Raw genomic sequence first — 19,839 nt, forward strand, 5'->3', positions numbered from 1 at the left:
GAAAAAAGGCGGTTAGCCAGCCTGTGACTGTATTCCTGGCTTCCTGATTTTGTAAATAGATTCGTATGGCGTGGAGCTGACCTCCAAAAAGCCCGCCTTCTGGGCCACACGCTTGGAATCTTCAAAAAAGTCTCCAGCTACACCTCTGCTGACAGTTACTTGCTGCCAATCACGGTTCAAGAAAAGATGAGGCAGCACGGCCTTTTGCAGAGCAGCCGCTAGTATTCCCTTTCCTCGAAAGTCGGGTGCTACTACCCAGTGTAGATCACCAGCTCCGGCATCCTGAATCGCTGCCACATATTTACCGGCATAGCGAATTAGATAAAAATCGTCCGAAGACGTATATTCTGCCGTGCCAGAATAAGAGGTGAGTAACTGCCTAACTTCTACCTCTGCAAATACTACATCAGGAGCAATAGCTTCCTGAGAGCGAAGTACTATAGCACTGTTGGCCGTTCCATTTGACCGGTCGATGATGGACAGAATTAATTCATCACTCATGTACTATATCTGATAAGCAGTTATGGAGTTAGTTTAACATGATCAGCAGCTACAGTTATCGGCGCGTAGCCTCCATAATGCGGCGCAAGTCAGCTTCATGTTGTTGCATAAAAGCTACTGTTTCAGCAACCAGTTGCTCCCAGTCGTAGTCATTCGACTGCTCCGGCCCGATACGCCACCAGCGCGCTGCCAGGGGCAGTGTTTGGCGCACAGCTTCACCCTCTGCATACTGCGCATTTGTGAGGGTGCCGTCGCTGGCAAAATGACCATCCAGCTTCACGATCAGCGCCGGTCCGGCCGGTGCTAACCCTTCTGCAGCCAGGCGCCGCGCATCGTCGGTTTCGCCTGAGTCAACGCCGAGCGTGAAGTAAAAGGCTTTATCTGGCGTCCCCAACAGGAAAAAACGTGCCCACGAGTACTTCCGAAAATGCGTGCCTTGCGTCCAGGTCCGGCGCATCACGTATTCATAGCGCCCTCGTGACAGCCGGCGCTCTACCTGCTGTCCCCAATATGCCGTCTTCTCAAAGATTCCTGCCTTGAGTTGCTCAGCATACTGCTTGTCAGCAGGGTTGGTGGCATCATAGTGCGGATTGGTTTGCAGGCGGCGCTGAAAGGCCAGCAAATCAGCTGCCTGAAAGAAAAGAGGTGCGGGCATCAGATTGTTGGTTTGCTTGCTAACGCTGTGATAATACCCGCTTGCGCAGCTGTTTTAGTGTTTCCGTAGTATTGCCTACCAGCATGACCTCAAAAGCACTCCGCCCCGGTGCCCCCGCATTCTGGAAGTAGTGCACGTAGGTGTTTTTGATGAGGCTGTTGAGCGAATGGGCAAATACTGGTTCAAAGTAGCGCAGACGGTCAGGCGCACTGTCAAAGAATTGATTGGTGCGTTCTGCGCGTATCACCCGGCAGGCGCTATCTACGAGCTTAGCCGTGTCAGCTTCTTTACCTGCGTTGGCGCTTATGTACACGAACAGAGGCTCATCCAGCCGCACCCGAAACGTGTATTCAGCTACTTTGGCCCCCGGTACCGGTGGCTTGGGCGGATGCAGGGCAAAGCGCAACTCGCTACCGGCTTCCAGTAACCTATAGAACTTATCGACTTTGGGGTCATTAGTGAGCAGCTTGCGCATGTCCTCCTCGGTACGCACCCGCTGCGGGTTGTAAGCATCGCCTGCAGGCTCAAAGGGCAGGAAATCAGCGGGGTGGGCAGTTAGCTCAATTGCGGCCCCGTCGCTTAACACCAAACGCTCTTTGGTTTCAGGATTGTAGAAGTGGCCGTTGTGGTACTGGAGGGAGTGGGTATGTTTAGGAGGCATTAACTGTGTTTTAAAATATTATTGCTTTTGGAAGGCTGCTAACCGTTCACTACGGTCAACTAGCAGCTTCTGTAAAGCACTGTGTTCACCATGATAGGCTGTGCTCCACTGCAAATCTGATGGGTCAGGCTGGTCACGCAACCACAACTTAAACGCATTAGCTATTGGCTGCGGCAATAGGCTACTACTGCCGTACAAGCGTAACGCCTGTTTCCAAAGCACTTGCCGTAACATGCTTTGCCCGTCAGTGGGGCGCACTAGCGCACTAGGCAGAAAACAAGTATTAGCAGGATTACTGAATAACCCTGGCAATCCATGCGCCTTCAATCTACGCTGCCATGCTAGTGGAATAGAGTTTCGTACTTCATCTGGCAATTGTGGCAACAGCTTTTTCCATTCGGCAGATTTGTGCGGAAACAAATGCACCAATTCGTACTGCTTGCGCAGTTTTTTAAAGTCACTGGCCGTTGTGGCAAGCAATTCCCAGGGCTTATGGCCCATTTGATTACCGCTCTTATCCAGTAATAAACTGTGGGCACCGGCCGTGCCGGCTTTTTCATGCTTGCCTACTTTCCGACGGAAGCCCGGATAAGCGCAGGCGGAATTCGGCCAAAGGTACAAATGGGAATAGATGGCCTTTCGGCGCAGCAATTGCCTCCAGGCACTGTAGTGCAGACGATTGTCGTGCACTAGCTGACGCACCAATTGTGGGCTGAGCCAACGCACGTAAGGCGCAACTATGCAAGCTAACGATACCTCGTCTGCAGGCGAAACCCGAGGCCAAGGCTCAATTATCAACTTTACCTTCTTCGCACGTTGCTTACTCATGCTTCGGCCCCTTGCACCAGTACCTTTTCCTCTTCCGTCAGCCCATACAAATCGAATACAATCTCATCGATCTGCTGCTCCATCTGCAAAGTGTCAGCCTCAGAATTAGCCGCTTTGGCCGCGAGTATTTTGGCAACCAGCCGCTCAATTTCCTGCTCCTCCTTCTGAGGCGCCTTCACAATTGGCAGTTGCGTTACATACATGGGTTTGAACTCCAGAAAACCACCTTGTTTAGTGGCAGCCGTCTGTTCAATCTGCCATTCCAATAAGCGGGAATTTAGCAGGCCCAGCAAGTACATGGGCTTGTCGGCTACGCAAATACTGGTTTTATCATTTGTGTAAAATCCAGTCGTGTCAAGAGCATAGGAAGCTCCTTTCGTAATAGCAGGAATAATGATTTTAGGTTGCTCAAATTCCTGCCAATAGGCCACATTATCTTGAATGTCAAACCACTTATAGCTTCCTGGTTTACGCCCCCCCGATATACCCGGCGTAAGCTGATGCTGGTATTGAGCCAGATGCTGCTTGATGGCCGGGTATTTATCAATATCGGTTCCTCGGCGAGTAAAAATTAACCACAAGCCTGTGTCATTCACCCGCCAACGCTTCACATCACGCCCTCGCAAATAGGGCTTCAATAGCTCAGCAGAGCGTTTATCTGCTTTAATTAGCTCCCGACGCGTGGCCGCATCCACAACAAATGCGTCATTTAGACCTGTTAGAATACCACGGTAAAACCGGCCTTTAACATAATCAGTTAATGGCTTACCCGCATTCCGCATCTTCGTTAGCAGATTGCGGGTCGTAGCTTCTTCAAATTGCCAGCCGTCAGCTGTCAGTGTCTGCTGGGGCAGGGGAAATGACTTTTCAGCAAATAGGGTCGGGAATTGCTCAATAGAAGGCCCTGGTTCCCACACCAATGTCCTGGCAGTATGGTTGGCCGTGGGTTTTGCTTTTTGCGTGAGCAAAATGGTGGGGTAGGCAATGGCGTCAAACACCGGCGCGTCGCCAAAATCAATCAGGCTTAGCAACGTGGTGGAATTAGTCAGCATCGCCCGCAGTTTGTTGCCGTATCCCGCCCGGTAAAACTTATTGGAAGTAATAAAGCACAGAATGCCCCCTGGCCGCAGGGCCTGCAAGGAGCGGTCGTAGAAGTATACATACAGGTCGGCCGTGCCGGTGTAGGTACCGGGGTAGTGCTTTTGCAGGGCCGGTTTCATCCCCGTAAACTTCTCCTGCCGCACGTAGGGCGGGTTGCCAATCACCACATCGAAGCCCGTATCCACGCCCAGCATCCAGGCCGGGCTAAAGAAGGCCGCGCTTTCGCGCAGGTCGTAGGGGTTCCAGGTGGCTAGGCGTTGCGCATCGGGGCCGTTCAGACTAAACTGCAGCTCCCGGCGCAGGCTTTCCCGAATGGTTTCGTCCTGAGCTTTGAGTTCCAGCTTTTTCTTGCGGCTCCGCACGGTAAAGTAGTCGTGGCGTACTCGGCGCAGCTCCGCCTGCAGTTCTTGGGCCCGTTCCGTCACCGCCGACTGCTGCCCGCCTGCCGCTTCCAGTTGCAGCAGCGTATTGGCAGCCACGAATTTGGTTTCCAGATTTGGTAGCGGCAAAATCCCAAGGTTGTTTTTGGCCTGTCGGGCATGGTTGCCGGTCCCTTTCTGTTCTACCAGCAAAGCAATAAAGCAGCGCAGCTTGGTGATTTGCACAGCTATAGGTTGCAAATCAACCCCGTAAAGACAATTTTCAATGAAGTAGAGCTTGCGCGCGTAGTCCAGTTGGTAGGCATCGCTGAAGGTCTCCTCAATCTCCTTAATGCGCTGCTTAGCCATCTCTTCCGCCTTCGTGCGGATTTGAGCATCGCTTAGCGTACCCAGCTTGCGTAGGTCGTCCCGGATGGGTGCCAAGGCGCGTTCAATCTGCTGTTGCTTCCACCGGTCGTTGCTCGGGTCGAGGCGGGCCAGCAGGTACGAGAGCCGTTGCAAGGCACCCATCGGAAAGGCCCCCGAGCCGCAGGCCGGGTCGAGGAGCTTGAGCTGGTCGAGCGCCTGAATCAGGACCCCGGTAGTGGCATCGTCGAAGGGGTTGAGCAGGTCGGGGTTAGCCAATAAGCTGCGCAAGGCCGCTTCGGCATCGGGGGCTACGGGTGCCGGCCCGGCCGGCGGTGTCAGGTTTAGTGTGGCCTGCTGCGGAATGGTTTGGCCAAACAGGTTCTGGTTGGGCTGGTCTACGGTTTGAACCAGCGTGGGCGCTGGCAACGTCCCGGTAGGCAGATAGGGGCGCAGGTAAGCCAGCAGACTTTCGTCCACCATGTACTCCACCACTTCGCGGGGCGTATAAAACGAGCCCGTCTGCTTGCGAGCTGTGGTCTGGGTTTCCGGGTTATAAGCCGCCAGCAGGTTCTCAAACACTTTGCCCAACAGCTCCGGGTCCAGCGCCACTTCTTCTTCCAGTGGTGTATTTTCCGTAATGGTGAAGGTGTAGCCTTTTAGAATGCGCAGCAGGCCGCGCACCTTCTCTCGCTTACGTGCCATATCACCATACTCCCCTGCAAGGTTCATCACACGCTCCGAGCCAAAAAACAGCTCGTCCGGAACGCTCATCTTGTCTTGATTGGCATCTGAAAAGCAGTCAATTAGCTGCCGTGTTTCTTTTGCTTTCGGCGTCGGGTCAAGACATTCAAACAGCCCCCCGTTTAAAAACGGAATATGGTTAAATAACTCCAAGGCCAACGCCTTGCCACTGGTTGTAAACAATGCCTCGTAGCGTAGGAAGCCAGCCTCGCCATAGGCCGCATTTTGGTTGCGCTCATTGCGCTTGCTAGGCCGAAACACTCGGTTTGGCTGCCCATCCTGGTCGCGCATCTCGGTGTTGAGCGTCGCAAAAAACAGGTTTTGTAAAACCGCCTTGTAGTAGGTGCTGCCGTGTGGGTCTTCTGTTGCCGGCTTCAGCAACTTGCCATACACATAGTCCTGCTCAAATAAGCCATCGGGCACCAGATGCTTTTCCTTCAAAAACCAGGTAAAGATAAGCCGGGTAATAAGGCGTATCATGGCCGTTGCATTACGCACATCATCGCCCTGGTCGCCGTCGTAGGCCGGGGTTTTCACCTGGCGTATAGCCCAGAAATACCAGTTGCTAAGCTCACGGTAAAAGTCTTTGTTCAGCAGCTGCACATTGAGCACTGCATTCCAATAGTTACTCAGTGCTTCGAGTGTCTGAATGTCGCCGGGCACCTTCAGTCTTTCCAGCAGCCGTTCATGGCCTGCGTGCAACTGTTCTGGGGCGGGGTTAATATCATACAGAATAGATATTTTACCCACTTTTTCGCCCGCCCGCCACGTCTGCATGTACGGTCCGCGCTCTGAGGCTGCCAGGGCCAGCCGGGTGGTATGCGGCGCCAGCAATGCCGGGTAGCGCAGCAGCAATAGCACTGGCAGATGATAGCTCGCCCGGTTAAAAGCCCGAGTCAGTTCTGCCACTTCCGTTCGGGTAGGGGTGGCCGTCAGCTCTAGCGCAAATACCAGTAGACCTGCGTATTTCTGAGTGTCGGTGGGGTTCCGAAGGTCCTCGTAGCGTACCCGTTGGCTCAGGTCAGCTTCGCCACGGCGGCGGGCTACGTTCTCCCGCAACACCTGGTCCGTCAGATTACCTAGAAAGTATGCTTCACGCACTTTGCTTAGTGCCGGAGTACTGTCTGTATAACCCTTCAGAAATGTGCGTGGCGGTACTGGCTGCGCTGTTAGGGCATTAAGCCCTAAGTCCAGTTCATTTTCGAAAAACTGCTTCCCGGCCTCAAAAAGAGAAAGGGTAGTATCAAGAAAGTAAGAAAGCTTCATAGAAAATGTAATTAGGCAATAAGAGAGCGAATCCCTTCAACAAGTGCACGAAAACTAGGCGATTCGTTGCGGTCTGGGTGCAGATGCTCACCAATAGCTTTAGCGGCATCAGCCTTCCAGCGGTTTCCTAATTTGTGTTTAGGATTTGCATACTCTTTAAAGTAGCCGGCTTTATTGAAGGTGCGGAGTAGGGCCTGCGCTGTACCACCAACTATAGCATCGGGTGCGCGAAGATCCGTTTTACGAAAATGACTGTCGCCGACTCTTTCAAAAGCTTTTGTTACAGCCTCTGGGTCACCAAAAAACCAAGACTCCAGCTCCTCACAAACCACTCGATTTAATACTTGAAAGGGCGCTGGTGCTCCCGCTAACCGCTCAGCTTCGGTTTTAGTAACCAGATTGTTTCCCGCTGCTATGGCATCAAGCTGTTGCTTCAAGTCCCGACAATCATCATCATCTCGGTCTACCAGTACAACTACACGTAGGTCGTTGTACCCGCCTGTATTTATCATGGTAGCATAGCCTTGCAACCGCTGTGGAAGCTTGATGAATAACTGCTCCTTGGAGTTCATATTGAAAACCTCGAAACTATGCGGCGGTGGAAGTAAATGGTGCAAAAAGGCATCGAGTGCCAGCTTTGCGGAAAATTCCTCTACAAAAAATTCGACATGCATAAACTACCGCGTCTTGCGAGTGGATTCGTGACCTATATCAGACTCAAGCTCCGGCCGTAGACGGGGCGTTTTATTGGGTTGGCGCGGGTCACCAATACCAAATCGTCCTTCCATCCACAGGTCACCCAATAATGCATGTGACTGCACAAATTCATTGACGCCGGCCAGCTTATCAGCCCTAATAGCTTGGCTGTAACCCTGCACATCACGGTAAAATATCCACACTTGCTCTGGCGCCATTGCATTAAGTAAGAAGGGCGAATGTGTGGAAATAAGTATCTGTGATTTAGTGCTTGCTAGCAAGCACTCCTCCGCAAATTCCTGAATCAGCATTGGATGAAGCTGATTCTCTGGTTCCTCAATGGCAATGAGTTGCGGTGGCTGCGGGTCATAAAGCAACGTGAGGTAAGCCAACATCTTCAACGTGCCGTCTGATGCAAATTTGGCAAGTATAGGTTCCTCAAATGGAGCATCACGGATGGTAAGCAGCAAACGGCCATCGTCCATCGGCTTTGCCTGCACTGATTCGAGTCTGGGTACCCGTTTAGCAAGTGCCCGAACTATTTCTTCTAACCGTTCAGGATATAGCTCTTTTAGGTGTTGAATAACATTAGGCAGATTGTCCCCTGTACTGGACAGCCGTTCCTGAGGTCCGGATTCCGTCGTGCGTTGAGCATTAGACACCGATAAATACGACAGGTACCATCCTGTAATAAACTTGCGTAGAGCAACTACCCTTGGATGTTTGTTAAGTTGTCCTAGAGCATTTACAGCCAGTATATCAGGGCCAGCTAAGCTTTCATCTATTCTGACAGCTTCGATGTCAGGGGAGTCACCGCTAATAACCTGACCGGTACCTTTCTTAAAGTCAAGAAATTTGAATGGTTTTCCCCCGCTACCACGTCTCCACTTCAACCATTCTTCGGCAACGATTGGCCCACGCTCCGTCTCATCAATCGAGAGGTGGTAGGTAATGACCGGCGAGTTAGCAGCTCCCTCATGGTACTTGATTTCAATCTCTATCGGTCCAGTACCCCCACGAGTCCGCAACTCCTTCATGCGGTTGCGTTTGTCCCAAGCTTTACGCAGGCCACTATCAAAGCATTCCGATAAAAAGGCAAACACGTCAAATACGGTAGATTTACCGCTGCCATTTGGGCCTAGAAAGACAGTCAATGGTGTGATGTCTTTTAATTCTAGATCACGAAGAGCCCGGTAGTTCTTCACTCTCAGATGAGTGATATGAGGTATAGCTACTCTGTTTTTTGCAGGCATAGTCGTGACGTATTAGCTGATAGCAAACCAGCAGATAAGGTCGAATTGGTCTTTTTGAAACTTATCTTCCAGCATTTTCTGCTCAGCCGTTGGGGCCAGACTAGCACTGGAACCTTGTCCAGTTGTACCGAAAGTGAACAAGCTATCCAGTGCCGACAACACCTGTCGCCCCCCGCGTTGTGCAAGCCAGTCGTCCAGCAGGTTGGCCAGGCGTTGCAGTTCGGCTTCCTGGCCTTGCTCAATGGCCGCCGGTACCATCCGCGGCTCCTTCTGGTGCAGGCTCAGCAGCGACAGGATATCCTTATGATTTACAAAGCGAGTAGCTGCCCCCGGCGCGGCGTAGGCCAGATGCCTTTCTTCATATCGGAACTCGGGCCCCGCGCCGGAAGGCCGTCGCGGGTAGCCTAGCAGCGCAATTACTCCAGCTGGTAGCTTGCCCGCATCGGGCAGCAACTCGGGCCGTGCCTTGAAGCCGGTATAGATTCCGTTGGGCATCCGGCGGTACTTATCTTCCGAGCGGCGCAGCAAGTCAAACAACTCCTGCCGGAAGGGCTCCAGCGAGAAGTCGTCCAAACCTAGCGTTTGCCCGTTTTCCTCAATATCGTCCCAAGTGGTTTGCATTTGGCGCATCATACGATCGGCTTGCTGGCTTGCCAGCGGCGTCTTGTCCATGCCCGTCATCTTGGCCTCAAATTCAGGATTCAAAGCGTCCTCATACTCAGCTCCCACTAGCGACAGTAATGCCATTCGATTCTCCACCCTATCCTTCAGATTAAGGTATTCGTCGTAGCTCGCGGCCGGCCAGAAATTATAGCCTATCACCGAGGCATTGGGCGAGCCCAGGCGGTCTACCCGACCAAACCGCTGAATCAGGCGCACCGGGTTCCAGTGGATGTCGTAGTTCATCACGCAGTCCCCGTCCTGCAGGTTCTGGCCTTCACTAAGGCAGTCCGTCGTGATAAGCAAGTCAATCGGCTGGTCCAATTGCTTGGTCACCTTCGCATCGTGGGCCCGCATGAGCAGTTGCCATTCCTGGTATGTGGGCTTGTGGGTTACTGGTAGCCCGTTTTTTACGTAAAACGCCTGCCAGTCCCGCTCGTTATAGAGCTTGGTAAAAGGTGCAAACCGCTCCAGAATCGGCTCAAAGTCTTTGCCCAGGTAGCCATCATCGGTCTTGCTTTCCTGCCCGCTCACCATGGCCATTCGCAAAAAGCCCCGCTTGCCCAGCTCGTCAAATAGATATTGCGCCGTGTCGCGAAAGGCCGTGAAAATGATGATTTTCTGATTCGGGCGTTTTGCCCGCTTGGCCTTTATTTCCTTCATCAGCCGCTGTAGCTTGGTATCGACGCTGGTCGGGCCGTCCTCCGCTGCTACGGTATCCGTCATCTGCTGCACGTGGCCAGCCAGTGCCCGTAGCTTAGTCACGTCCATGCGCAGATGCTTCACAAAAGCCGGCAGGTTGGTAAGCGTGTTCAATGCCACCGGGCGTTTCTTGCCCAAAGCAAAATCAGCCCCGGCATAGTCGTCCGCGTCCAGCTCATCTAGAGCCTCGGCCAGCACCTGTTCTTCCTCGTCGCTCAGGTTTAGGCGGCCCTCACTACGTTCCTGCTTCTCAAAAGCCACTATTTTGGCTAGTGCACCCTCGTGGTGCGTCAGAATTCGGTTAACCGTCAAGCCAAACGAGTACCAGCACGACTCCAGGCGTTTCACCAGCAAAATCGCCATCATGCGCACCAAAAACTTGTCGCGCTGCCGCTCATCTTCCAGAATGCTGCCTGCAGTCTTCTGCTCCGTGTATTCCGACGGCCGGTAAGCTGTCATGTTCACCCGGAAGGCCCGGAAGATGGTATCGAAACCCTCCAGCCCACCAATTCGGTCCAATCCCACATACAGGTTTACCGGCTTTTCCTTCGTCGGGAAGTGCAGGCCGTTATCCCGCCCCTTAATCTGCTTACGCGTCCGGGCCACAATCAGGGCATCGGTCAGTTCGAAGAAGTGCTCAGGAAGTTCCTTCACAAACTCGCTCACGCGCTTACCAGGGTCGGGCCGTTCCTGCCACAACTTAAACTGCTCCTGCGCCTTGGCAAACACATACTGCAGATTAGGCACGCGCAACGATTCAGCGAAGCCGTCATTACGCCCCCCTGCCAGTAGCTTAAACTGGTTACGTACGTCCGTCAGCGCCGTATTAATCGGAGTAGCCGACAATAGCAAAACCTTGATGTTACGGTTTGCCTCTAGCAACTGCTTCACCAGAAACTTGTAGCGGCTGCTTTTGTCGTTGCGCAGATTGTGGCTTTCATCAATTACCAGCAGCTTAGGCCGGTCACTCTGGAAGTAGTCCAACTTGATTTTGTCGGCCTTCTTCTCCAGCAGGTCACCTTGTAAGTCAGTGTGGAACCGTACTACATAATCCAGTCGGTCACTTTCAAACCGGGAGTTGCGCCGATATAGGTACCGCTGCCAGTTGTTCTCCAGTTTCTTGGGGCATAGCACAATCACTTCGGCCCCCTGCATCTCAAAAAACTTAATCACCGCCAGCGCCTGCCAGGTCTTACCCAAACCCACTGCATCCGCCAGAATGGCACCATTATATTGCTGCAGCATTCGAATCAGGCTCAGCACACCCGCCTTCTGAAAGGGGAGGAGAATCTTAAAAACCTCTGATTCGCGTAGGTGACTGATGTCGCGGCTCAGCTCCGGGCTTTCTGTGAAAGCCTCCAGTTCTCCTCTAAACAACTCGTACAGCACTTTCTCATACACTTCCTGAGGAGTGTACTTGCGGCTCAAGTCCTGCATCAGGTCGATGAGATGCTGCTTGAAATCTTTAGTGGTTCCGTCTTCTAGCTTAATAGCCGAGCGGGCTTCCGGCTTTTTCCAAAGCTCCCCAAACCAGTTTTTCAGCTCTTTGTAGTCAGATTGTCCCCCAAAGCTGGCTGTGTTCAGCTCAATGTTACTCGTGGCCTTAATGCCCAGACCAGCTTCCGTCAGGTTGGAAGAGCCCATGACGTAGAAATGGTGCTGCGCGTCGTTGGTATGACAATCGTACAGATAGGATTTAGCATGGCAGAAGTTGGGCCGTAAGGTCTTGACGGCTACCTTTTCCTGTTCAAGCAAAGCTACTGCCTTGGGCACTAGCTTATTCAACCGCAGTGCTTGCTCGATACCAAGGTTGTCTGTGAGTAAGTCAATTATCTTATCCGACTCCCGCTCTATTTGAGCCGTGTCGCCAATGATAAGCCGGCAAGCTGAAATGTGAGTATTCAGATCATCATACACGCGAGCCAAGGCTGCTACTGAGAAGTAGCCTGTTACCACATCCAGGGTACCAGCCCGACAGAGGTAACGCGTAATGAATTCGTATACAGTAACTGGGTTAGAGTCTACTTTGGTTTTGTTGTCTAAGAGCATTGAGACAAGCAGCTGATGCAGAAGTAACCGTGTCGCCGTGTCGACTGGACAGGTTACTGAAATCTAGTAAAGGCAAAAGATCTGTGCGTGCTGCTTCAATCTTGGAGCAGTAGCAGCAGAATGTAGAAAGGCAATCAAGGTAGAGAATAAATCACGGCCTTACCAATGTAAAAGTGTCTTAGCGCCATTCTTTCAACATAGCAAGCAGCGCTGTAGAGCCGTGGTCAACGCACTGCATAGGGGCATCCAGTATCTAATAATTTGACAGCATGTACTATCCGAACGAATGACTATCACCTACTATAAGCGGGTGTTGGTATAGCTTGTTTATAAACTGAACTGCAGTTTCAACACGGTCAGATCCTGCACAATCTGGCAACCAGTACTGTTGCAGGTCTTCGATTTTGGTCAATGCAAATTCATCCATTAACGCTGGAGCCAGCCGTAGTTGAACTTTAGTGTCAAGATCCAGTCGCCAGCCCGGCTGTTCACAGTAAAGAGAGAGGTCTACTGTTCCGCCGTTGCTTGTAGGTACCTTATACAACCACAGGGGGCTCCACTCCCGATCATGGGCACGTGAGTCTTCATTAGTACAACGAGCTGAATTATTGAGCAGACTGATAACCGTACGCACATACGGATTGATGTGAAAGCCTTTTAAAGAAGACCTCGACAAGTGTCGTATCTCGTAAGCTCGGTCCTCCGCCCAATGGTACAATACTAAGTTATGACCGCTCGTCATTGTCGGGTAGCGCACGAAGTAATACCGCCAGCTTTCAGTTTGTGGCGTAGCCGATTCCAGCCACCGATCAATCATCAGTTGCAGCCTATCGGACGCGTCAGCGCCTGGTGTGTCCGCAAATCGCTGCAAGAAATGGAGTAGAAGCCCTTTTCTCTGGCTGTCATCGGTTAGCATAGGGTATAGGTCAGACGCCAAACCAAAAAACCACCTACCACTCCCAATATCGAATGAATAGTCGTCTTCAGTCAGTAGTGCCCTGATTGTCAAATGACTGTTACTCGCATCCCCCCATATGGCTACTGCTGACCTGGCCAACTCTGGTAGCTTATCAGCCAATGCAGCTAATCCCTGTGTATCCGTAGGTGGGATGGCTGGCTGAAAGCCTAATAGCTGCCCCCGGAATACAGCTAGATCTTCCAGTTGATGTACCCACTCTTTAAGCTCGGGCCTACTTGCGAACAACCGCGCTTTCTCTTGCTCCAAACGATACCACGCACCATCTATTTGTGGCTGCAAATCCGTAGCTAAATGCTCGTAAATATTCCCGGTTGCCACCGGCATCAAAGCATCCAGGTCGGCCAGAGTAGCTGATAAGTTATCCGCATCTAAAACAGAGACAAAACCAGTTTCCCACCACTGGCGCCGACGGCGTCCTTCCAAATAATTGCGCACTACTCGTACATAGTCCAGCAGGGCATAATCTATAACAGTAATCGGGCGTACCCGCTTACCATACTGCAGTAGCGCGTACAGCAGTAATTTCATTTTGTACCCCGGCTCCCCCAGCCCCGCCAACAGATTTACCTTACCGTTGCCGAACAACTGCACCTTACCCGGCTCCTGTTGCGTGGTAAAGAGCTCACCAAAATAGTCTGCGGCCTTGTGCCCGGGTAGGCTACTTAGCTGGTCCAGCATCTGTTCTAGCTCCCGCACGTTTGCCTCGTCTGCATATACCTCACGGTACCAGTCAAAAGAATCCACTGAGGCCTCCTTGCTCTTTTGCTTTCCCACCTGTTGCCGGGCGCCCAGCATCCGGGTACAGAAATCAATAAACTCCTCAATTGCCTGGTCCAGCTTGTCGGGCTCCTCATCGTATTGCTGCCAAAAGAAATCCAGCCATTTATTGTCCATTTTTTGCGAGAATTCTCCGTGCACTTTATGGTGCTGGATCAACAGTTGGTCAAATGCAGCCTTCCACTTCTCAAATGGCGTAAGGGGTTTACCCCGGGAGTTCATCTTCAGGTACAGGTCATCAGTAAGCCCCACGTCCGTTAGGTTTAGGAAATGGAAGCCGACCGGCACCGCATCGCTTGTCAGGCGCGTAAATAGGTCAGGAATATCCTGGAATTTGTCATGAATAGCGGCTAGCATCACCAGCATGGCCTCCACGGTCGGGTCCCGCTTCCAGATCGGCTGAAACCAAGCAGCATCCTGTAGATGTGCTCGGAATACCCTCCCATTGGTGATATCCTTAAAATTCGGTTGATACCCAACCAGACCCAGACAAAAATCCCGGGAGCTGCGGCGGGTCTGGTAGCTGAACTTACGCAGCCGTTCACTGGCCCCTTGTAATGCCCCGGCTTTGGCCGCCGCATACCAGTGCAGTAGAAACAAGGTCGTCAGGCGCTGCTGCCCATCCAGGGGGAGAAGCGTGATGCTCTCCACCTGTCCGTACACGAAATCAAGCCGTAGCGGGGCCTTATTCGCTCCCGTCAGGGCCTCATATAGAGCATTCAAAAATAGCTTTCGCACCAAGCTTGCTTGGCTATCTGCTCTCCCTTGAGCATAGTCACGCTGTAGCAGCGGTATCCGAATTCGCCTGTCTTTTATCAGTTGCCAGAAGCTAATTGGCACGTTATCGATATTAGAAATTGTCATTATCAGCGACAAAAAAGTTGCGTAGTTTATCCTGTATAGCCTCAACGTAATCGCTCCGGTCTGCCTTGGTCCACGAACTCAGATGGCGCGGAGGAAAGGAATAATACTTTAGAAATACGTTGCGGGTCGCCAGTGGGACAAAAGAGCCTTGCTGCTCCCGCTTTAAAATCATCTCCCTTTTCGCCTCAAACAATCCATTGTTAAGTGAGGCGTTGTCCCGCATAGAAAGCAGAGCCAGATTGGCGATACTATGCGAATCGGACGGACCAAACAAGTCAAACACCTCCTCCTGTAGAGCGAGAAACTGTTCTTGCGTCAACTCTTCCTGCTGTCCGGCCACGTCCAACGCGTCGAGTAATTGGCTGGTGGTTTCAGTCATTGTGCCGCCCGCTGGTATGCTTTCCGGCACGTCTGTCATATCTGCTTCGGCGACGCGTTTATGTAGTTCCTTTAGCCATTTCTTCAGCTCTGTACTACTATGGGGCAACTTCGAATTCTGAGCATGGATATGCTCCAGACTCCAAGTGGTTCTCTGCTTGAAGCGGTGGAAAGGAAAGCGCTGACTGCTGTGCTTGCCATAATGCAGCACGTTAAATAATAAAAGCACTCGGTAGATTCTTTCTTTATCTGGGGGTGAGTCGAAGCTCAGCGCCGGAATAGCTTCTATTGCCGGCAGCTCCTTTTGAATCCGTTTTCTCAACTGGCTGCGAAACGTCGACTGAGTGCAATTGTGAGCCAGCTGTAGTACTTCACCTAAGGATACCCCGATAGCTAACAGATACCCTACCAGATGGTAAAGCTGCCGGTCGTCAAACCAATGCGCAAACACCTCAAACCGGCGCCGAATCTGCTGCCATTGACTCAGTACGCCCTCCACGGTAGTCATCTCCGGCAGCTTGCTGAAGTAATGGAAGGTAGCAAAGGGATCTTGACTGTCTGCTTCTTTTTCGGTCAGATTCCGCAGGATAAACTCTATCCGCGTCGCCTGGTCCGGGGCAGTCCGGTTTAGGAAATACCAAAATTCCTCCTGCTGCAGCGCCGACTCCATCTGGTCCCATTCGCTGGCAATTTCCAGCTGCCGCAAGGTAAAATCCTGCCTCTGCTCGGTATCCTCGTCGGCACGGCTTTTCAGGAATAGTGCCTTCACAAGTTCCGCATTGGTCAGCGGAATCTTGCCGGAGTTGATACGCATGAATACATCATGTGCGGCCTGACTTTCGTCAAGTTGATACCAAATGACGAAGCAGCGAGTGAGTAGTAGACTTTTTAACTCGTCTTCCTCAATACACCTCACTGGTGCCTCATGCACAAACCAGTCCTGAATTGCCTCGTAGGCTGAGTACATGAAATGAAAGTCAATGTTCTTCCGGCTGCTTTGCTTTGTTTGCTCGGCCAGCGTGGCCAGAAATTCCACGCTTTGGGGTCTGGTTTCGTAGCGTAGAGAAAACAACTCAGGCTCAGGCATGCCACGCTGTAGATAGCTCAACAGAATATGAATAGTCGTTAGTCGTTGCTGACCGTCAATAACCTCACGGTATCCCTGGGCCCCACGCACGATAATCGGCTGCAGACAGTAGCGGAGGTCCGAAGCTGCCCGCTCCTTAAAATCGGCCAGATCATTCAGCAGCTCTTTCACTTGCTGCTGAGTCCACCGGTAACCCCGTTGATAAGCCGGAATCATAAAATGTTCACCCCCCAACGCCGCAATAGAGGGGGCGGCAATAGAATTGTTTGGATTGATCAAGGACTGCTGAGAATAGTAGAGTGATATACCAGAGCACAATAATGGCTGAATAGCTGGTAATTCCACTAAAATACTTTTAGAGGAGATAGTGGTGGCTTATCAAACGGGGAAGCGTACAATATCACTGCTGATGAGGTGCAGGCAGTACAGCAGCAGCGTTGGCAGGAGCGAGGTGGTTTCACCAAGCAAATCAGGCTACTTGAAGTTCTACCATAACCCCGCCCGCTGATGAATCCGACACAGCTGCAGTTTATCTTTCATCCCATCCCCGACCAGTGGGGCCTACGGGGCGACCCTGCTCTTTGGCAGGAGCTAGAGCATGTCTGCGCCACACTCCAACTACCGACTTCTCCCGCTACCATCGACCAATTGCTTGCTTTCCTGTACCACAATCTGGTAGGAGAGGAGCCAGTCGCCGGCCACCGGTCCTACGTGCCCCGCTACCAGGGTGGGGGGATGAGTGGTGGCCACGTTTCAGCTGACTTCTGGCTCACTCAGGGGCTTCCTACTCTGAAAAGCCGCATGCTTCAACTGTTAGTTGAAGACGGTAAGCAGGGAACACGCCGCTAGCAAGCCCTGCATAGGAATAGCCCACAAGCTCACACCTGCTGAAACCTATTTGATGGGCATTTGACGGGCATTTGACAAACAACCCTTATACTGGCTATAAATAGCTATTCAGCGAAGCTGTAGCCTGTTTTTGAAACCATACTCTCTCTTGACAGGCATTTGATTGGGCAGCGTATCATCTGGCCAACTGCCATTGTGCTCATCCTAGCCACCGTAGATATATTGGCTCACAATGAGTATTCCGCTGCTGACTTGATTCTGACCGAAAGGCTTTCGTAGCCCAAGCAATGAGCCGCAAAAAGAAAGCCCGGCCGCAAAGCCAGGCTTCCAGTGCAATAGATGTGAGGTTAGCCAGTAACCGAGTTACCTGCCCTTGCAGCCCGCACACACTATCCGGGACCGCAGCCTCAATATAAGAACGGCCACCAAACAGGTGGCCGTTCTTATTACCAGCATTTGCTACGAAGGTCGCGGCTTCCGTTCCTTCCGCACCCCCTTGAACGGCTTACCGTCTTCCTTCACATCCAGAAAACGCCCCGTTTCCGCGTCGCGCTTCACAAACTGCTTGGTCACAGGGTTAAAAGTCTGAGACCGTCTACGCACGGCCCCTTTGCGGGCATTGTCGCCGGTAGGAGGGTTGGTTGCCATAAAGTCGAAGTAAGAGAGTAGGAGAGAAGCCTAGAGCGAAGCCGCGTCCCCGCGCTCCACAATGTCGCGCACTTCAGCCGCCGTGCGCCCATCGGCCCGCACCGGCACCGTGTCCGGGTCCACCGCCACCGACGACACCGCCGCGGCCACCGAGCCGGCCAGCACCAGGTAGCCGCCCAGCGCCACCACGGCCGCCGGCAACGCCACCGGGGCTGTAGCCAATACCCCACCTACCGCCGCCAACGCCGCCCCAATCGTGCGCACCTTCCGAAAAAACCGGGGCGTGGGCAGCGTTACCCGGTCAAGAACTGTCAGTTTCTGGTCCATAGATTCATGTGTTTAAAAGGTGAAAATCATTGCTCCCTCTGCCAATTGTGCAGCAGCCTGTTGCACAAATACCCAGTGCGGAATGCCCTTGGAATCTTGCAACAGCCTGTTGCAAAATTGACCAGCACCCCAGCCAGTTGATGTTGCAGCAGATTGCTGCAATATTGACCGGCACTGCCTCTCGCCAATCGTGCAGCAACCTGCTGCACAACTTGCCCCCGTTATTCATCCGGCCCGTCCCGGCCCCGGGCCCAGAGCACCCGGTCTATCCGCTCATTGCGCGACTCCTGCCGCCGCGAGGCGTCCAGCAGCTGGTTCTGCCGCTCCACCATCACCGTCAGCAGCTTATCCAGGGCGTCCACCTTCTCGTTGAGGCGCAGCACCGCATCAGCGCCTTCCTTGCGCACTAGGCCCAGCTCCCGCAGCACCTCCGAGCGGTGCTCCTGCAACTTCAGCTCGTAAGCCTGCTGGTGCTTGGCCTCCCGTGCTACGGCCGCCGTGTGGTAGCTATCCACCTTCTCCGCCAGCACCGACGTCTGCGTTTCCTGCTTGCGACGGTGCTCCTTCAGCTCCTCCACATCCCGCCAGCTCTTCACGAAGTACAGCAACACTGCCACCCCGCCGCCCACCACCGACGTCACCACGCCCCAGTTGTCCAGAATCGGACTAGCCACGTCCATCACCTCCTTTCTGCTGCCCGGTTAGCACTTCGAAGTGCGGCCGGTCCTTGAATGTCACCCAGTCGCCACCCCACACCACCCGCGCATCGGCCGCCTTCATCAGCCGCGCAAACTTGCTCAGCAACAGCCCCGACCACGACACCGACCCATCGGCCAGCAGAAAGGCCACGTCCAGCGCCGGAGTAGGCGAGAGGTTGTGGTTCGACTGCCCCCCGCGCTTGTAGGTCACAATCGGCCCTGGCTTCGTACGGCCCTGCGCATACAGCTCTTCTTGCCGCTCCGGACTCCGGTAGCACTCCGTCACAAACGGTAACCCCACCAGCCGCAACACCGGGTCCCCAACCCAGCGCCCGAGCGCCTGCCGGTAAGCCGCCGCCAGATACGGCACTGCCTGCCCCAACCGCGTCACCTGCCGCTGCTCCTGCACTGCGTTTAAACGCGGTACTTGCCGCTCTTTCACCAGTGTGCTCGATTGTGTCATAAAGTAGAAGGTGAAATGTTTGATATTGTGTATCAAAATAGGTAAATAATTCCATCAATTCCCAATTCTTACAACTGTCGGATGAGTGCCTCGAATGGTACTATTTTGGGCGCACCCCTTCGGGTCGGGCTATCCAGGGCTCCGCTACGCTCCGGTGCTGACGCACGGGCTCCTGCGTCGCCCCCCTTCCTATCCCTTGCGCATCCTCCGGATACTCTGAAGCTGCTCCTGCTACGAGCCGCCCCACGCCGCCCGCCCAGGCCCTGAAAACGGGCCCCGGCAGTCGGCTGCCGTTCCCCCGCCGGCCGTCAGGCCGCACCCCAAAAGGCGCCGCTTGCCAGCCTGCTCACCGCTCGTTCCACGCTCCGGCCCACCGCCGACCTGCCTCACAAACCCACCGCCCGGCGGCCAGCCTCCGCTACCGAAGCCCCTGCCCGCGCCAGCCGGGCCTTCATTCCCTCTACTCGTTCTGCTACGCGGCGCTTCGTTCCCTCGTCGCTCCGTACCTGCGCTTCTCCCTCACTATGCTTGCTGCGCGCCACTCGCGCCAGTCATTGCGCCCCGCCCCGCGCTCCACCTCCCGCACTCACTCAGGTTGCTGCCGTGCCTGCCGACCGTCCCACGCTCCGGCCCGCCCCCGCTGCCACCCACCAGCCCCCGCACCGGTGCCCGGCCTCCGCTACCAATATCCACCGCCCCGGCCGGCCTCCCGCGCTCCTGCGTCGCTTGGTCGCCCCGCCTCTGCCAACGCACAATTCGGTGCCTTCGGCGAGTGTCTATTGGGGAGGCCCCCAAGCCCCCGCATCATGCTCCGCTCCGCTCTGCATTGCCTCGGCTACCGCAGCCCTCAACAGGCTGCTACCACCTCATAAGGTGCCCTTCGGGCCGGTCTATTGGGGGTGCTCAGGCCGCCCCCCCAAACCCCCAG

The 19,839-nt window shown here is 53.6% G+C and carries 15 protein-coding genes; 1 reads left to right on the top strand and 14 read right to left on the bottom strand.

The annotated features are described in order from the left end of the window. Positions 1 to 12 precede the first annotated feature (12 nt). The 10 genes from I5L79_RS10560 to I5L79_RS10605 all read right to left on the bottom strand — a co-directional run bounded on the left by I5L79_RS10560 (position 13) and on the right by I5L79_RS10605 (position 16,205). On the bottom strand, positions 13 to 501 hold the full coding sequence (locus I5L79_RS10560) for a GNAT family N-acetyltransferase (RefSeq protein WP_196955012.1): 489 nt from the start codon (positions 499 to 501) through the stop codon (positions 13 to 15). A 55-nt stretch (positions 502 to 556) separates the two neighbouring features. Beyond that, entirely contained in the window at positions 557 to 1,156 is a 600-nt protein-coding gene (locus tag I5L79_RS10565) for a hypothetical protein (RefSeq protein WP_196955013.1), read from the bottom strand. A gap of 19 nt (positions 1,157 to 1,175) precedes the next feature. After that, positions 1,176 to 1,817: a hypothetical protein gene (locus I5L79_RS10570; RefSeq protein ID WP_196955014.1), complete on the bottom strand. Its 642-nt coding sequence runs from the start codon at positions 1,815 to 1,817 to the stop codon at positions 1,176 to 1,178. A gap of 18 nt (positions 1,818 to 1,835) precedes the next feature. Then, on the bottom strand, positions 1,836 to 2,507 hold the full coding sequence (locus I5L79_RS10575) for a hypothetical protein (RefSeq protein ID WP_196955015.1): 672 nt from the start codon (positions 2,505 to 2,507) through the stop codon (positions 1,836 to 1,838). Between the two features lie 134 nt (positions 2,508 to 2,641). Beyond that, complete coding sequence (locus tag I5L79_RS23655; protein WP_196955016.1) at positions 2,642 to 6,316, bottom strand: Eco57I restriction-modification methylase domain-containing protein; 3,675 nt, start codon at positions 6,314 to 6,316, stop codon at positions 2,642 to 2,644. A 176-nt stretch (positions 6,317 to 6,492) separates the two neighbouring features. Beyond that, the gene (locus tag I5L79_RS10585; RefSeq protein WP_196955017.1) at positions 6,493 to 7,155 is read right to left on the bottom strand and encodes a DUF4276 family protein; all 663 of its coding nucleotides are present in this window, start codon (positions 7,153 to 7,155) and stop codon (positions 6,493 to 6,495) included. 3 nt (positions 7,156 to 7,158) lie between these two features. Next, the gene (locus I5L79_RS10590; protein WP_196955018.1) at positions 7,159 to 8,430 is read right to left on the bottom strand and encodes an AAA family ATPase; all 1,272 of its coding nucleotides are present in this window, start codon (positions 8,428 to 8,430) and stop codon (positions 7,159 to 7,161) included. Between the two features lie 12 nt (positions 8,431 to 8,442). Then, positions 8,443 to 11,841 carry a helicase-related protein gene (locus tag I5L79_RS10595; protein ID WP_196955019.1) on the bottom strand — a complete coding sequence of 1,133 codons (3,399 nt, stop codon included), beginning with the start codon at positions 11,839 to 11,841 and terminating at the stop codon, positions 8,443 to 8,445. 274 nt (positions 11,842 to 12,115) lie between these two features. Further along, positions 12,116 to 14,461, bottom strand: coding sequence for a DUF262 domain-containing protein (locus I5L79_RS10600; RefSeq protein WP_196955020.1), 2,346 nt, complete (start codon positions 14,459 to 14,461; stop codon positions 12,116 to 12,118). Continuing rightward, complete coding sequence (locus I5L79_RS10605; RefSeq protein WP_196955021.1) at positions 14,448 to 16,205, bottom strand: DUF262 domain-containing protein; 1,758 nt, start codon at positions 16,203 to 16,205, stop codon at positions 14,448 to 14,450. The genes I5L79_RS10600 and I5L79_RS10605 overlap by 14 nt, the downstream gene beginning before the upstream one ends. A 228-nt stretch (positions 16,206 to 16,433) precedes the next feature. On the opposite strand from I5L79_RS10605, the gene I5L79_RS10610 reads away from it, so the two are divergent. Further along, on the top strand, positions 16,434 to 16,775 hold the full coding sequence (locus I5L79_RS10610; RefSeq protein WP_196955022.1) for a hypothetical protein: 342 nt from the start codon (positions 16,434 to 16,436) through the stop codon (positions 16,773 to 16,775). Between the two features lie 459 nt (positions 16,776 to 17,234). Here the strand turns inward: I5L79_RS10610 and I5L79_RS10615 are convergent, their stop codons facing one another. The 4 genes from I5L79_RS10615 to I5L79_RS10630 form a co-directional block, all read right to left on the bottom strand. Next, entirely contained in the window at positions 17,235 to 17,423 is a 189-nt protein-coding gene (locus I5L79_RS10615) for a hypothetical protein (RefSeq protein WP_196955023.1), read from the bottom strand. Between the two features lie 30 nt (positions 17,424 to 17,453). After that, the gene (locus I5L79_RS10620; protein ID WP_196955024.1) at positions 17,454 to 17,750 is read right to left on the bottom strand and encodes a hypothetical protein; all 297 of its coding nucleotides are present in this window, start codon (positions 17,748 to 17,750) and stop codon (positions 17,454 to 17,456) included. Positions 17,751 to 17,971: 221 nt separating this feature from the next. Next, on the bottom strand, positions 17,972 to 18,430 hold the full coding sequence (locus I5L79_RS10625; RefSeq protein WP_196955025.1) for a hypothetical protein: 459 nt from the start codon (positions 18,428 to 18,430) through the stop codon (positions 17,972 to 17,974). Continuing rightward, on the bottom strand, positions 18,417 to 18,911 hold the full coding sequence (locus I5L79_RS10630) for a M15 family metallopeptidase (RefSeq protein WP_196955026.1): 495 nt from the start codon (positions 18,909 to 18,911) through the stop codon (positions 18,417 to 18,419). The genes I5L79_RS10625 and I5L79_RS10630 overlap by 14 nt, the downstream gene beginning before the upstream one ends. Positions 18,912 to 19,839 lie beyond the last annotated feature (928 nt).

It is taken from the genome of Hymenobacter guriensis (assembly GCF_015773195.1).
GTDB classification, from domain to species: domain Bacteria; phylum Bacteroidota; class Bacteroidia; order Cytophagales; family Hymenobacteraceae; genus Hymenobacter; species Hymenobacter guriensis.